14 protein-coding genes are annotated in these 14,673 nt (G+C 43.2%); 4 read left to right on the top strand and 10 right to left on the bottom strand.

Going from position 1 to position 14,673, the window contains the following annotated elements:
- The first annotated feature begins 135 nt into the window (after positions 1–135).
- Entirely contained in the window at positions 136–984 is an 849-nt protein-coding gene (locus MKY62_RS03685; protein ID WP_011197622.1) for a TetR/AcrR family transcriptional regulator, read from the top strand.
- A 124-nt stretch (positions 985–1,108) separates the two neighbouring features.
- Positions 1,109–2,191 (top strand): glycoside hydrolase family 26 protein, encoded by a 1,083-nt coding sequence (locus MKY62_RS03680; protein ID WP_003179605.1) that lies wholly within the window; start codon positions 1,109–1,111, stop codon positions 2,189–2,191.
- Positions 2,192–2,265: 74 nt separating this feature from the next.
- On the opposite strand, the gene MKY62_RS03675 is transcribed toward MKY62_RS03680, so the two are convergent.
- From MKY62_RS03675 to gatC, 5 genes are all read right to left on the bottom strand, one after another.
- Positions 2,266–2,547, bottom strand: coding sequence for a hypothetical protein (locus tag MKY62_RS03675; RefSeq protein ID WP_003179603.1), 282 nt, complete (start codon positions 2,545–2,547; stop codon positions 2,266–2,268).
- Positions 2,544–2,846 carry a DUF2089 family protein gene (locus tag MKY62_RS03670; RefSeq protein ID WP_003179601.1) on the bottom strand — a complete coding sequence of 101 codons (303 nt, stop codon included), beginning with the start codon at positions 2,844–2,846 and terminating at the stop codon, positions 2,544–2,546. The genes MKY62_RS03675 and MKY62_RS03670 overlap by 4 nt, the downstream gene beginning before the upstream one ends.
- A gap of 183 nt (positions 2,847–3,029) precedes the next feature.
- Complete coding sequence (gene gatB / locus MKY62_RS03665; protein WP_003179599.1) at positions 3,030–4,460, bottom strand: Asp-tRNA(Asn)/Glu-tRNA(Gln) amidotransferase subunit GatB; 1,431 nt, start codon at positions 4,458–4,460, stop codon at positions 3,030–3,032.
- Between the two features lie 13 nt (positions 4,461–4,473).
- The gene (gene gatA, locus MKY62_RS03660; protein ID WP_003179591.1) at positions 4,474–5,931 is read right to left on the bottom strand and encodes an Asp-tRNA(Asn)/Glu-tRNA(Gln) amidotransferase subunit GatA; all 1,458 of its coding nucleotides are present in this window, start codon (positions 5,929–5,931) and stop codon (positions 4,474–4,476) included.
- Positions 5,932–5,952: 21 nt separating this feature from the next.
- The gene (gatC, locus tag MKY62_RS03655) at positions 5,953–6,243 is read right to left on the bottom strand and encodes an Asp-tRNA(Asn)/Glu-tRNA(Gln) amidotransferase subunit GatC (protein WP_003179590.1); all 291 of its coding nucleotides are present in this window, start codon (positions 6,241–6,243) and stop codon (positions 5,953–5,955) included.
- A 441-nt stretch (positions 6,244–6,684) separates the two neighbouring features.
- Here gatC and putP point away from each other — a divergent pair, with 441 nt between their 5' ends.
- Together putP and MKY62_RS03645 are read left to right on the top strand one after the other, a co-directional pair.
- Positions 6,685–8,166 carry a sodium/proline symporter PutP gene (gene putP, locus MKY62_RS03650; protein WP_003179589.1) on the top strand — a complete coding sequence of 494 codons (1,482 nt, stop codon included), beginning with the start codon at positions 6,685–6,687 and terminating at the stop codon, positions 8,164–8,166.
- Positions 8,167–8,383: 217 nt separating this feature from the next.
- Positions 8,384–9,082 (top strand): MgtC/SapB family protein, encoded by a 699-nt coding sequence (locus MKY62_RS03645; protein WP_085959527.1) that lies wholly within the window; start codon positions 8,384–8,386, stop codon positions 9,080–9,082.
- A 315-nt stretch (positions 9,083–9,397) separates the two neighbouring features.
- Here MKY62_RS03645 and nagB read toward each other — a convergent pair whose 3' ends face one another.
- From nagB to MKY62_RS03620, 5 genes are all read right to left on the bottom strand, one after another.
- Positions 9,398–10,126: a glucosamine-6-phosphate deaminase gene (nagB, locus tag MKY62_RS03640; protein WP_003179587.1), complete on the bottom strand. Its 729-nt coding sequence runs from the start codon at positions 10,124–10,126 to the stop codon at positions 9,398–9,400.
- A 139-nt stretch (positions 10,127–10,265) separates the two neighbouring features.
- Positions 10,266–11,417: a YhfX family PLP-dependent enzyme gene (locus MKY62_RS03635; protein ID WP_003179586.1), complete on the bottom strand. Its 1,152-nt coding sequence runs from the start codon at positions 11,415–11,417 to the stop codon at positions 10,266–10,268.
- Positions 11,417–12,643, bottom strand: coding sequence for a phosphopentomutase (locus MKY62_RS03630; protein WP_011197620.1), 1,227 nt, complete (start codon positions 12,641–12,643; stop codon positions 11,417–11,419). Before MKY62_RS03630 ends, MKY62_RS03635 begins: the two co-directional genes overlap by 1 nt.
- Entirely contained in the window at positions 12,636–13,784 is a 1,149-nt protein-coding gene (locus MKY62_RS03625; RefSeq protein WP_003179584.1) for an aminotransferase class V-fold PLP-dependent enzyme, read from the bottom strand. The genes MKY62_RS03630 and MKY62_RS03625 overlap by 8 nt, the downstream gene beginning before the upstream one ends.
- Positions 13,781–14,665 carry a TatD family hydrolase gene (locus MKY62_RS03620; protein ID WP_003179583.1) on the bottom strand — a complete coding sequence of 295 codons (885 nt, stop codon included), beginning with the start codon at positions 14,663–14,665 and terminating at the stop codon, positions 13,781–13,783. The genes MKY62_RS03625 and MKY62_RS03620 overlap by 4 nt, the downstream gene beginning before the upstream one ends.
- Positions 14,666–14,673: the final 8 nt, after the last annotated feature.

Below are 14,673 nucleotides of genomic sequence, written 5' to 3'. Positions count from 1 at the left end.
CATTGTGTATCATTTTCAGAATACAGATTGACTGACTGGTCATTCTATACAATAATAAACTTCAAAAGTAAACAGCGTCAACTTATATATGTTAAAATTTATTCAATTTTAAAGAAGTGTTAAAGGGGTACATTCATGACAGAAAAAGAAGAAAAAATCATTAAAGCAGGCCTGCACCTGTTCGCGAAAAACGGTTTTGCTTCCACAACGATTCAAGACATCGCCAATGAATGCAACATCTCAAAAGGGGCTTTCTACCTGCATTTCAAGTCGAAAGAAGCTCTTTTGCTCGCAATCATTAAGTATTATATCGATCGAATGATGGAAAATATGAAGATCATTCAGCAGAAGAATTTCCCTCCTAAGGAAACGTTCAAGGAGCAGATTGCTTATCAATTCAGCGAGAGCAAGGAGCACCGCGATTTTATTCTCGTGATGATCAGCGAACACAGCATACCGGAAAACAGCAAGATCGAAGAATATTTTAAAAATGTCAGCCAAAAATTCCACGAGACGTATCAAAACGCGCTGTCAGCCGCCTACGGTGACATTGTGAAGCCTTATCTGTCAGACTTGTCCGTGATCGTTCAAGGCATCGTGCAGTCTTATCAAAATTTGTTTATCTTTAATGAACTGGATATCGATTTTTACGAACTTGCGGATTTTATTATGAGAAGAATCGATGACATGATTGATGGCATGGTTCAAAACGGGGAGCAGCCGATCTTGGCCGGCCGGACGTACAGCTATTACCGGAACGCCGGCAATACGGCCGATAAACATACGATTTTGCGGGAGCTTGAAGATGCCAAACGTCAGCCGGAGCTTTCGGAAGACATTCTCATTACACTGGATGTGATCGAGGAAGAGCTGAGAAAGGATTCGCCCCGCGCACCCGTGCTCCAAGGCATGCTGACAAACTTGCAGCATCAGGACAATGTTCAGCATCTATATGGAATGATCACCCGTTTCCTTCATTCATAAAGCAGCCTTATGGCTGTTTTTTTATTCCCTTACAATAAGACGATCTGACCATGTATTTTTTGGAAGCAGCATGTATAATAAGATCGCTTAAGACAATCTATATGTTTCAGGGGGTTTTACCTTAGTGAAAAAAAACATCGTTTGTTCAATCTTCGCGCTGCTCCTTGCTTTTGCCGTTTCGCAGCCGAGCTATGCACACACCGTTTCTCCGGTGAACCCGAATGCCCAGCCGACGACGAAAGCGGTGATGAACTGGCTCGCCCACCTGCCCAATCGGACGGAAAGCCGGGTGATGTCCGGGGCGTTCGGAGGATACAGCCTCGACACATTTTCAACGGCTGAAGCCGACCGGATCAAACAGGCAACAGGACAGCTGCCGGCCATATACGGCTGCGATTATGCAAGAGGATGGCTGGAGCCGGAAAAGATCGCCGATACGATTGACTACAGCTGCAACCGTGATTTGATCGCATACTGGAAAAGCGGAGGCATTCCGCAAATCAGCATGCACCTCGCAAACCCCGCGTTTACTTCGGGTCATTATAAAACTCAGATTTCAAACAGCCAGTATGAGAGAATTTTAGATTCTTCCACTCCTGAAGGAAAGCGGCTTGAGGCGATGCTGAGCAAAATCGCGGACGGCCTCCAGGAGCTTGAAAATGAAGGCGTGCCCGTTCTATTCAGACCCCTTCACGAAATGAACGGCGAATGGTTCTGGTGGGGGCTGACGCAATATAATCAAAAAGACAGCGAAAGAATCTCCTTGTACAAACAGCTCTATGTGAAAATCTATGACTATATGACAAAAACAAGAGGCCTGGATCATCTCTTGTGGGTGTATGCGCCGGACGCCAACAGAGACTTTAAAACGGACTTTTATCCGGGCGCATCATATGTGGACATTGTCGGGCTTGACGCTTATTTTGATGACCCGTACGCCATTGATGGCTACGAAGAGCTCACATCGCTGAACAAGCCGTTTGCCTTTACAGAAGTCGGACCGCAGACGACAAACGGCGGGCTGGATTACGCGCGGTTTATCCATGCCATCAAAGAAAAATACCCGAAAACGACGTACTTCCTGGCGTGGAACGATGAGTGGAGCCCGGCTGTGAATAAGGGAGCGGACACCCTCTATCTTCATCCATGGACGCTGAATAAAGGAGAGATATGGGACGGCGATTCTTTGACGCCTGTCGTGGAATAATGAAAAAACCTTGGAGAGTCATTCTCCAAGGTTTTTTTGAAACAGCTTGTTCTGTCCTTTTGAGGCTGATCCTGTTATTTAATATCCATGGCTTTCATTATTCTCATTTCTCTTTCCCGCTTTTTTTTCAAAGCTTCTCTGCCTTTAATCCATTCTCCCAACAATAAAGCCAATCCGCCGATAAGAGGAAGAAAGAATGATGCGAAAGATTTTCCTTCATAAATGGATAATGCCACGAGAAAAACGATATAAGCTGTAGGCAGTATAGCTCCCCAAAAGGTATGATTTCTGGTCGATAAAAAATATTGAATCCCTAGTATTGTAAAGCCAATGAGTAGTATATAAATAGGATTCATTTATGAACACCCCGCTCTTTTTTGTATTTCTCAATGATTAGCTTTGCATTTTCCAGACTAATCTGATCATCGATAGCTAACTGTTTTATAAAGTTAACAAAAGTCTCATTTTCTAACTCGTCAATTAGTTGAATTTTTTGAATTAATCGATCCAATCTAACCCTGACTGTTGGATAAGATACTTGATAACTCTTTGCAATTTCTTTTAAAGATCCAGATTTCAGCATAAAGTTTTTAATAAATTCTACATCTTCTTCTTCTAAAGCTAAGATCCACTCGGGTACATCCTTTCTTTCCATAGACAGCCCCTCTTATTAACAAATTTAAAAACAAAATTCAAATAAATGATAATATATTATTAAATAAAATTCAAATAAATTTTAATATTATTGAACAGAAGAAGTTTTTTCATTTGTATTTTCATACAAATAAAAAAGGTCCTCAACATGAGGACCTCCATTTAATTAGGCATAGTCTGTTTTTTATCGTTTATTGATTTCTTCAAGAAGAAGCTTGTTGACCATCGGCGGGTTCGCTTGTCCTTTTGAGGCTTTCATGATTTGGCCGACAAGGAAGCCGATCGCGCGGTCTTTTCCGTTTTTAAAGTCTTCGATTGATTGCGGATTGTTGTCGAGCGCTTCTGTGACAAGCTTTCTGAGCGTCGCTTCGTCAGAGATTTGCACAAGGCCTTTTTCTTTGACGATTTTTTCTGCGTCTCCGCCTTTTTCAATCAATTCTTTGAAGACCTTTTTCGCGATTTTCGATGAAATCGTTCCTTTTTCGATCAGCTTGACCAATCCGGCAAGGCCTTCAGGTGTGAGTTCGACATCCGCAAGCTCTTTTTGCTGGGCGTTCAAGTAAGCCGATACTTCACCCATCAGCCAGTTCGACGCCAGCTTCGCGTCTGCGCCTTTTTCAACGGCCGCTTCGAAGAAGTCGGACATTTCTTTTGTCAAAGTCAGCACTTTCGCGTCATAGGCAGGGAGGCCAAGCTCTTCGATGTAGCGCTTGCGGCGCTCGTCCGGAAGCTCAGGAATGCTGTCTTTCACGCGTTGCTTCCACTCGTCGTCTATGTAAAGCTCGACAAGATCAGGCTCAGGGAAGTAGCGGTAGTCGTCAGATCCCTCTTTGACCCTCATCAAAATCGTCGTTTTGGACGCTTCATCATAGCGGCGCGTCTCCTGCTGAATGACACCGCCTGACAAAAGAACCTGCGCCTGGCGTTTTTCTTCGTGCTCAAGGCCTTTTTGAACAAAGGCGAATGAGTTCAGGTTTTTCAGCTCTGTCTTTGTACCGAACTCCTCTTGTCCGATCGGACGGAGCGAGATGTTGGCGTCGCAGCGGAGCGACCCCTCTTCCATCTTACAATCGGACACGCCTGTATACTGAATGATTGATTTCAGTTTTTCAAGGTAGGCGTAAGCTTCTTCAGGCGTTCTGATATCGGGCTCGGAGACGATTTCAACGAGCGGTGTTCCCTGGCGGTTATAGTCGACAAGGGAGTAGCCGTCGCCTGTATGCGTCAGTTTTCCCGCATCCTCTTCCAAATGAAGGCGGGTAATGCCGATGCGCTTCGTTTTTCCGCCGACTTCGATTTCGATCCAGCCGTTTTCGCCGATCGGTTTATCAAATTGTGAAATTTGATAAGCTTTCGGGTTGTCGGGGTAGAAATAGTTTTTCCGGTCGAATTTCGTTTCTGTCGCAATTTCGCAGTTGAGCGCCATTGCGGCTTTCATCGCGAAATTGACGGCTTCTTTGTTCAACACAGGCAGTACACCTGGATAGCCTAAGTCGATAACGCTTGTCTGCGTGTTGGCCGCCGCGCCGAATGGCGTTGGAGAACTGGAGAAAATTTTCGATTTTGTTTTGAGCTCCACGTGGACTTCAAGTCCGATTACCGTTTCAAAGTTCATGTTTTTTCACCCCTTACAGTTCAGGTTTTGCTTTATGGTGGTCTGTCGCCTGTTCGAATGCGTGGGCGACGCGGTATACTGTGCTTTCGTCAAAGTGTTTGCCGATGATTTGCAGGCCGAGCGGCAAGCCGTTCGCAAATCCGCACGGTACGCTGATTCCCGGAACGCCCGCAAGGTTGACAGGAATCGTCAGGATGTCGTTGGCGTACATGGTCAGCGGATCGCTCGTTTTTTCGCCGATTTTAAATGCCGGCGTCGGCGTTGTCGGTCCGATGATGACGTCATAGTTTGCAAATACGTCTTCAAAGTCCTTTTTGATCAGCGTTCTGACTTTCTGCGCTTTTTTATAGTATGCGTCGTAATAGCCGGAGCTCAGAGCAAACGTACCGAGCATGATGCGGCGTTTGACTTCGTTTCCGAATCCTTCGGAACGCGTCTGTTTGTACAGGTCGATCAGGTTGTCGGCATTGTCCGTGCGGTAGCCGTAGCGGATGCCGTCGAAGCGCGCCAAGTTTGCCGACGCTTCAGATGAAGAAAGCAGGTAGTAAGTCGCCAGCGCGTATTTGCTGTGCGGAAGCGATACCTCTTCCCATGTCGCGCCAAGGCTTTCGAGCACTTTCAGCGCTTCAAGCACGGACTGCTTCGCTTCTTCGCTTACCCCTTCGCCGAGATATTCTTTCGGAACGGCGATTTTTAAGCCTTTAATATCGCCTGTCAGCGCAGACAGGTAGTCAGGCACGTCCACATTGGCGCTCGTTGAATCCATTTTGTCAACGCCTGAAATCGCCTGCAGAAGGTAGGCGTTGTCTTCGACAGATCTTGTGATCGGGCCGATTTGATCCAATGAAGATGCAAATGCGACAAGGCCGTATCTGGAAACGCGTCCGTATGTAGGCTTTAAGCCGACGACGCCGCAGAAAGATGCCGGCTGGCGAATCGATCCGCCCGTGTCAGATCCAAGTGAAAACGGCACTTCCCCGGCCGCAACCGCAGCCGCTGAGCCTCCGCTTGATCCGCCAGGAACAGTTTCGAGGTTCCACGGGTTTTTTGTCTTTTTAAAGCCTGAGTTCTCTGTGGAAGAGCCCATCGCGAATTCATCCATATTCAGCTTTCCGATGGTAACCGCTTCAGCTTCATGAAGACGCTCAACAACGGTTGCATCATAGATCGGATCAAAATTCTCGAGAATTTTGCTTGCGCACGTTGTCCGCAGATCTTTTGTTACGATATTGTCCTTAATGCCGATCGGCATCCCGAAAAGAAGACCGTGCTCATCCCGGGTATCAAGCGCTTCGTCCAATTCTTTGGCATATGCGCGGGCTTTTTCTTCATCAAGCTGCAAAAAGGCTTGTACCTTTCCGTCAACTTCGTGAATCCGTTTGTAAGATTCATCGACTAAATCTGATATGCTGATCTCTTTATTATGTATGAGACGTTTTAATTCAGATATTTTATGGTCAAACAGTGACATGTTTTCTCGCTCCCTCCTTTATTAGTCCAAGATTGACGGCACGCGGATGTAGCCGTCTTTATGATCAGGCGCATTTTTGACGACGTCTTCAACCGGAAGCCCTTTATCAGGTACATCTTCCCTCATGATATTCTTCATTTGCAATACGTGCGTTGTTGGTTTAACATTCTCTGTATCGACTTCGTTCAGCTCTTCTGCAAATGAAATAATGCTGTCAAGCTGTTCGGTAAACATCGCCGCTTCCTCGTCCGTAATCGCCAGTCTGGCAAGATGGGCGACATGCTTTACTTCTTCTATAGAAATACGCGACATACTAAAAACACCTCCAAGGTTATTCTCGCTTAGTCATATAATACTGATCATATCAAATTTTAGCCTTCTAAATCAACAAAACCGCGATCTTCGCCCCATTTGGCGCCTTTTATTTCATTGTACATGAAAAATTCAGTAAAACGGCACGTACTAATATTCAGAATATTTTTACTTTGTATATCATTTGTAAACGCTTTCATAATGATGCTCATCAAAACCATCACGCCCTTTTTCAATAAAATCGGATGTTTTTCACGGTTGATTGATTGGGAATAGTTTGATAGGTTAGGTAACTAAGTACGATCTAGGCAGCGCCTTAATTCCAATACTTGATCTTTTATAGAGGAGGCCCTGCAATTTTCTTCGTACCCGCAAATCAGTATTGTTGAAAATTTTAAAGAGGTGATGCCACATTATTTTTAAAGAGGAGAGATATGAAACGTGAGTGTTGAAGTATTTATTTCGTTGGGGATTTATTTTGCCGCGATGCTCTTAATCGGCTGGTACTCCTATAGAAAGACATCCAATTTGAATGACTACATGCTTGGCGGCAGAGGTCTTGGGCCTGCTGTTACGGCTTTATCGGCCGGCGCGTCTGACATGAGCGGCTGGATGCTGATGGGACTGCCCGGAGCCATGTATGTGACAGGACTTTCAAGCGCCTGGCTTGCCGTCGGTTTAACAATCGGAGCTTATGTGAACTATTTGGTGGTCGCTCCCCGGCTGCGCACATATACAGAAGTAGCAAACGATGCGATTACAATTCCGGACTTTTTCGAAAATCGGTTTAATGATACAACAAGAATCTTGCGCCTGGCATCAGCCATCGTCATCATGGTGTTTTTCACATTGTACACGTCGGCGGGTATGGTGTCCGGAGGAAGACTGTTTGAAACGGCGTTTGGCCTCGATTATAAAATCGGTCTTTTCTTAACGGCCGCAGTCGTAATTGCCTATACGCTGTTCGGAGGATTTTTGGCCGTCAGTCTGACAGACTTCGTGCAAGGTTTGATTATGTTTATCGCTTTAGTGCTCGTGCCGATCGTTGCCTTTACTCAATTAGGCGGAATTACGCCGACTTTCAATGTGATCGAAGAAATCAATCCAAGCTTGCTCGATTTCTTCAAAGGAACGACCGTCATTAGCATTATTTCATTTCTCGCCTGGGGACTGGGCTATTTCGGTCAGCCGCATATTATCGTCCGCTTTATGGCGATTTCATCCGTAAAAGAACTGAAGCCTGCGCGCCGCATCGCGATGGGCTGGATGATCATCTCCGTAATCGGCGCTCTGCTCGTCGGACTGACCGGTGTGGCGTATGTCCATGAGACGGGTACAGCGCTTAAAGATCCGGAAACGATTTTTATCGTGTTTTCAAAGGTATTATTCCATCCGCTCATCACCGGATTTTTGCTTTCCGCTTTGCTCGCGGCGATTATGAGTACGGTGTCTTCCCAGCTGCTTGTTACATCAAGCGCCATGACGGAAGATTTTTACCGGACGTTTTTCCGGCGCAAAGCTTCGGATAAGGAACTCGTTCTTGTCGGACGTCTGAGCGTTCTGCTTGTCGCCGTCATCGCGATCCTTCTGTCTCTGACACCGAATAACACGATCCTTGATCTGGTCGGCTATGCGTGGGCCGGGTTTGGTTCTGCATTCGGACCCGCCATCCTTCTCAGCTTGTACTGGAAGCGGATGAACCAGTGGGGCGCATTGGCCGGGATGATTACAGGGGCCGTGACCGTGCTGATTTGGATTCTGACCGGCCTGCAGGAGAAGACGGGTATCTATGAAATGATCCCTGGTTTCTTCCTGAGCTTGATTGTCGTTTACGCTGTCAGCATGATCACGAACAAACCGGCAAAAGAGGCAAGAGATATGTTTGAAGAAATGGAACAGACGCATGAGGAAGAACATTCTTAAATGATCAGGTTACGAAAGCCGCCGGGCGATATCCGGCGGCTTTTTTGCTCAGACGGAATTCTTTTGATGCCACGCCGGCAATATAATGATAGGAGTATAGGCTTCTTGCAGATGAATGGTTCCAGGACATCCCCCGGCACTTCAAAAACAGTTGTCCATCCAGGGCGTCTGTGAGAAAATCATATCAATCATATAAGATATTGTCGGAAAGGAGATCATGGGCATGGATTGGCATATTGAAACTGAAACGCTGTTAAAGCTTGGAATCGCAACATTAATCGGAATGGTCATCGGTCTCGAAAGGGAGCTGAAAAACAAGCCGCTCGGCTTAAAAACGTGCATCGTGATTGCGATCAGTTCCTGTGTTCTGACAATGATCAGCATTGATGCGGCATACCATTTTCCAAGGTCGAACAGAATCATGATGGACCCTTTGCGGCTTCCCGCACAAATCATATCGGGGATCGGCTTCATCGGAGCGGGCGTGATTTTACGCAAAAGCAACGACGTCATTTCCGGCCTGACCACTTCAGCGATGATCTGGGGAGCGGCCGGCCTCGGCGTCGCCATCGGAGCGGGCTTTTATAAAGAAGCGTTTGTCAGTCTGATTTTCATTTTAATCAGCGTCGAGTTTTTGCCGTGGATCGTCGGCAAAATCGGGCCCAACCGCTTGCAGGAAAAAGAAATCCGCGTCCGCATGTCCCTGAATGACAAGGATAAACTGACGGATATCTTAAAGGAAATGAAAGCGAAAAAAATCCGGATTCATTCCGTCCGGATCGATGATATGCGCGATAATGAATTTCCGATCATGGAAACGAAAATCATGGTTCATAAGAAAAGGTATGTCACCGATGTCTATTACGATATCAAAGCGATCGACGGCGTTGTCGGAGTTAAATGTGATACGCTGTAAACGCAAGCTTGATTCAAAAGAAGCAGCCGAAAAAAAGGCTGCTTTTTCTTTTATGAATCATCAATATGAACGGTCGGTTCTTGAGGATGATGGCTTCCTCTCGCCTAGAATTGATTATCCACTCTTCTCTCCTTTTCAACTGTTCGAGTAAACAATATGAGGACAATCAAAACCTGTATATGTAAGTCCTTATCAACAAGATGGAAATTTGCTATATTCAGTCGTTTTTTGGCTGATTGATGGCTAGAAGATACCTCAAAGCAATGCCTTGTGTAAATTTTCAATGTAATTAACCGATTTTGTCAGTCATTCAATTTAATGAATTTTATTTAAGGCTGCGTCATCTGCCATCACCGTCACATCTTTATGTTTCCTTAAAATTGAAGCAGGGAACTCTTGGGAGACACGGGTGCTGTTCAGCAGCCGTGCCAAGGCTTCAGATTTTTCATTTCCAGACACGAGCAGAAGGATCCGCTTACTTTCCATTATTGTTTCAATGCCCATTGTTAATGCCTTTGTCGGTACTTCGTCCAAGGAACGAAAGAACCGGGAATTTGCCTGCCGGGTTGATTGATCCAAATCAACGATATGGGTTCTGCTTTTAAAGCTTGTCCCCGGTTCATTAAAACCGATATGACCATTCAATCCCATTCCTAATATTTGTATGTCAATTGCTTTTTCAGAAACAAGTCTGTCGTAGCTGAGGCATTCTTGTTCCAAATCTTCCGCCATCCCATTGGGGATATTGATATTCCTTCGACTAATATCCAGATGTTTGAATAATTTTTCATTCATATAATAATGGTAGCTGTTTTTATTTTCTTTAGCCAATCCAACGTACTCGTCTAAATTAAAAGCAGTAACATTCCTAAATGAAATTTCCTTTTGCCGATACTTTTTTATCAGGCATTTATATAAACCAATCGGTGTCGAACCTGTTGCAAAGCCGATAACAGGATTATTTGAATTTTGAATGAGCTCAGCCATTAGATCAGCCGATTTTCCACTCATTTCTTCATAACCTGATACATGAATAATTTTCACGTTTTTCTCCTTTCCACAAAATAAAATGTCCAAGACTGACTACTGTATTAAACTGCACTGCAAAAAGGCCAAGCATTTTCGCCACACCTTTTTCAGTAAGACAATCCATTATTCAGGCACTTCTGCCGATAACGATCATTCACTCGATTACATTTCCTTTAGAATCATATACACCGATAAGTTCAGGATCTTCAGCAACGTTTTTTAAGATGGCTATATGTGCATTCGTGACAAAGACTTGTGTACGAAAAGCAAATATTGCCGTATCGCCGACTTTTGCTTCAACTGTGTTTAATGAACCGTAATAATCAATATGATCAGGCGTCATTTCAATAGCTTGAACCTTCTTAAGATGATCTTTGTTTGTTCCAACGAGCGCCGCTTTCATATGTGAACGCGGATAGAAACCGCCGCCGAAAACATAAGCATGATGATTAGATATGTGGGACACTTCGGTTACATATACCATCGCAGGCCTTTCTGCAAGTTGTTTCGTTGCATGTATGGGTGTCGTTCCAATTAAAGCATGGCCGGGTTCGCCTTGAGTTGCACCATTTTCCTTTAACAATTTCATTGTTGCACAAGATGTTGCACTTGGCATATTCATCTCAAGCTTTTTATACCCTCTTTCCATTAAAAACGATTTTACGGTTTGCATGGATGCTACATTCGGAGTAACTGCTGGAAGGCCGTCTTGGATCAATATGCAAGGAAAGCTTGTTAAACCTGCAATTTCAAGTCCTTCTAATTGTTCAATCGATTCGATATCCTTAACGATTTGCTCAAAAGTGAACCCTCCCTCTTGACCTTTATATATATAATCCTCTTTGTTTGCGATACGCAAAAAAACTTTTTGTTTTCTTCCCATTTTCTTAGCGACTCTATTAATGTTTTGAGCATTTTCAAGGCTGAAAACCGTAACATAATCAGGATGAAGCTCCAATATTGCGGGTATCATATGAATAGGTATTTGAACAAGATGTCCGACATGCCCAATTTTGATTCCATTTTGGCTGAGTGTGATTGCTTCCCACGGGTCTACAGCAACCGCTTTGCCGATTCCGCTTTCGGCTATAGCTTGTGCCACCAACGGATTACGACCAAATTGCTTTGTCATAAAAAACAGTTCAATATCCTGTTTTCTGGCTTTTTCACTTAACACTTTTGCATTTTTTTTGACGGTGTCCAAGTCTAATACATAAGTGTTAGGTGAAATGATTCCCTGCTGATGAAAACTCAATGCAGCCTCTATTAATTTTTTGTTATATTTTAATGTAGATTCCAAAAACATCAGTATGTCTCCTCTTTTCCTTTTTGCATTAAATGAAGGAATGAACTGCCGTTTTCAGTATTGCGAAGCCCTAGATAATCAGCAGAAGTTGCAGCAATGTCGGATAGCGTTTTTCTTTCCCCGATGTGAACAGGCGATAATTTTTTGTGATAAGCCAGCAAATATGTTTTTTCCCGTGTGTGTTGGTTGTGGCCGATCGTGGGATCATTCCCGTGATCTGCACTAATCATCAGCAGATCCTGATCTGTCATTTTCCGGAGAATTTCCGGCAAATATCGATCTACCATTTCAATCCGATTCGCATAACGGACGGGATTCTGTGCATGTCCGGCCAAATCGGTTTCTTGTACTGTGGCAGCAATCAAGCCTTTTTTGACGCGGTCCATCTCCTGAATAATATCCTTCATGACTTGTTCTGTATCTACACCTGGAAATCTATTTGCACCTTCACAATAAATGATGTCCTGCATTTTTCCGATAAGAGAGACTTCCATTCCCCTATTTCTCGCCAATGTCGGCAACTGATTTTCGGGAGAGATACCAAATCCTAAGTGACGAACTTGATATCCTTGCTTGTATACGTTAGATTTAGGCGAATTCACCCCTATTAATCCGTCTTCTCTTCTTTCAACCGATCTCTGCAAGTGTTCAGGTGTTACGTTTTCTCCTCCAAGAACAATCACGCGATTTACTTTAACATGATGACGGACGCATCTTCCTATTTTCAATACTTCATCAAACGGAATATAATCCAGCGGAGCGCTTACATTATAAATTTGCCCGTAATCTGTTTCGATATTATCAGCCACGACCACTAAATCGTTTACCAATAGATACGGCAAATCTGAATTCGGTATGTTAACTTTATAACCTTGATCTTCCAAAGCGAGTTTAACATGATTGAGATGTTCCGCAAAAGGAGCTAAATATGTCTTTTTAGGCTTTGTTCCCATGATTTCATTATGTCCTTCAAAACTGTCCGCTCCTTGATGCATCAGGTTTAAAACACCATAGCTGGCAATATGATCTGTTTTTTTCAATTTAGGATGGTGCAATATTTTATTAATACCCAATTTTTCGAGATTCGGAATGTTTAAAGAGGGCACCGTATCAAGTATGTGATAGAAAGTATTGGCGCCAACATCTGAAGGATGATAATCGCTTGCATCTTCCATATAACCGACACCTAAGCTGTCTAATATTATGATAATGACTCTTTTATTCATTTATATCATCGCCTTTTGAAGAATTTACGCTGAGATCTTCTGTTGCTCGATGAACGGATGTGTTTAGAATTCTTAAAATGGTCTCAGGACCGCTTCTTAATGGATTAATGCGGATCATTTTTTTTGCCAGTGATGGATCCGCAGATAAAAAAGTGCCAGACACTCTATAAAACATTGGTGCAAACTCGTATTTTGATTCAGCACCTATCGGATGGGGTGCTGCTCCCAATTCATTAGCATGATGAAGCACTTTTTCTGCAATTGGTTTAACAAACTCTACAAGTAAGACTTTTGATTGTGCATTTGCCAAATAAGCCTTTTTAACACCCTTAATGGCTCCATTATTAAGCGAGTGAACTAACTGATCATTGACACTTGCTTGTATTGCCAGCATAACCGGAGCATATATCAGACCCCTTAAAGCTTCTAAAGCTTCATAACCTTGAACTTGGCTTCCGCCTGAATAGTTTATTTTTTCTATTTTTTCTATTAAATTTTTTCTTCCTAAAATGACTCCAATACCTTCCGGACCTAATAGCTTGAACAATGAAAAGGTGGACAAATCGGCTTTGAGTTGCGCTCCAATCTTTTCTGCTTTCATCGCAGCATAGTTGTCATCCGTAATAATAACTAGATCAGAATAAATGGAACGTATTTTTTTTATCGTTTCAGCCAAATCATAATGGTCATCTATTTTTTGCCTCGTATGCTGAATCAATACACCTTTTAACTTCGGGTGTTTGAGGATGGCTTCTTTTATTTGTTCAGAATCGTGAAAATCCGCGTATATTGGCAAGATCCCCATCGACTCTAACGTTGTTTTACTTGTTGGATATATCGGTGCATCATGGACAAGGATCTCGTCACCCGGCTTTAAAAAGCTCATAAAACCAAACCTCAATGCCCCTGTTCCTGCACCACGAACTAACATTGCTTTCTCTGTGCCAAAGAAATCAGCTAGTGTCTCTTCTATTTTTTTTGTGAACCGCGGTTTATTGATTCCTTTTACAACGCCTAAATCGCCAAGTGAAAGCAATTCTTCTCCTCGAAAATGTCTTGTCATGACATCAACCAATTTAAATTGTCTATGCATGGCTTCTTCAATTGATAGGCTATCTAGAGGATAAGTATCCATGCTCATTCACTCTCCCCTTTCATAAAAGCGCGAGGATTTTTAATCAACATCTTATCAATTGATTCACCAGTTATTCCATAGGTTTGCAAGAGAGGGATAAACGTGTCTATCAAATATGAATAGCCCACCCCGCCTTTATATACAAGATGTGATTTTCTTGTGATATCCATGGACAACAGAACCTTGTCTATATACCCTTTATCCTGTATTTTTTTCAATATTTCGGCCCGAACACGATCAGGCATATAATTTTCTTTACCTATTGTATCGAATTCTACATATACACCTTCTCTCAGCATTTTCAATATATAATCGGCATCCCCAGATAAATCAACATGCCCTATCACCACTCGGTTTAAATCAACTTCATGTTTTTTAAAAAATTCTACTTGTTCATGTCCTAATGTTCCTATGGAAGTATGGGTTGATATTGGTTTTTTTGTTTGCTTATGTGCCACAACAACCGCTTCAAAAACTTTTTGTTCGGTTTCCGTCCATTTATTGTAACTTGTTCCAATTTCACCGATGACCTCGGCATTGGCATCTGTTCCTCTAATTCCTTCAACAATCTCCATAATCATTCTTTCTGCCAGCTTTTCTTTCGATTCACGAAACACATGGATCGGGTAAAAAGAATCTTGATAGAAACCAGTTGAAAAGACAATATTAATGCCTGTTTCTTTTGCAACTTTTTGGACGTATGTAATATTTCTCCCCATTCCAATATTCGTAACATCAACAATATTCCGTACGCCCTTTTCGTATAAACTTTTAAATTCTCTGACGGTTTCAGGAAATACATCCAACTTACAATCCTCATTGTTTTTTACTTTGGAAAGGTCTATCGTTGTATGTTCATGCATATAGGTCATTCCGTCTTTCAACATTCGGAAAC

This window comes from Bacillus sp. FSL R7-0646 (assembly GCF_037969865.1).
GTDB classification, from domain to species: domain Bacteria; phylum Bacillota; class Bacilli; order Bacillales; family Bacillaceae; genus Bacillus; species Bacillus licheniformis.
The sequence above is the reverse complement of the archived record's forward strand: the minus strand, read 5'-3'. Positions and strand labels throughout refer to the sequence as shown.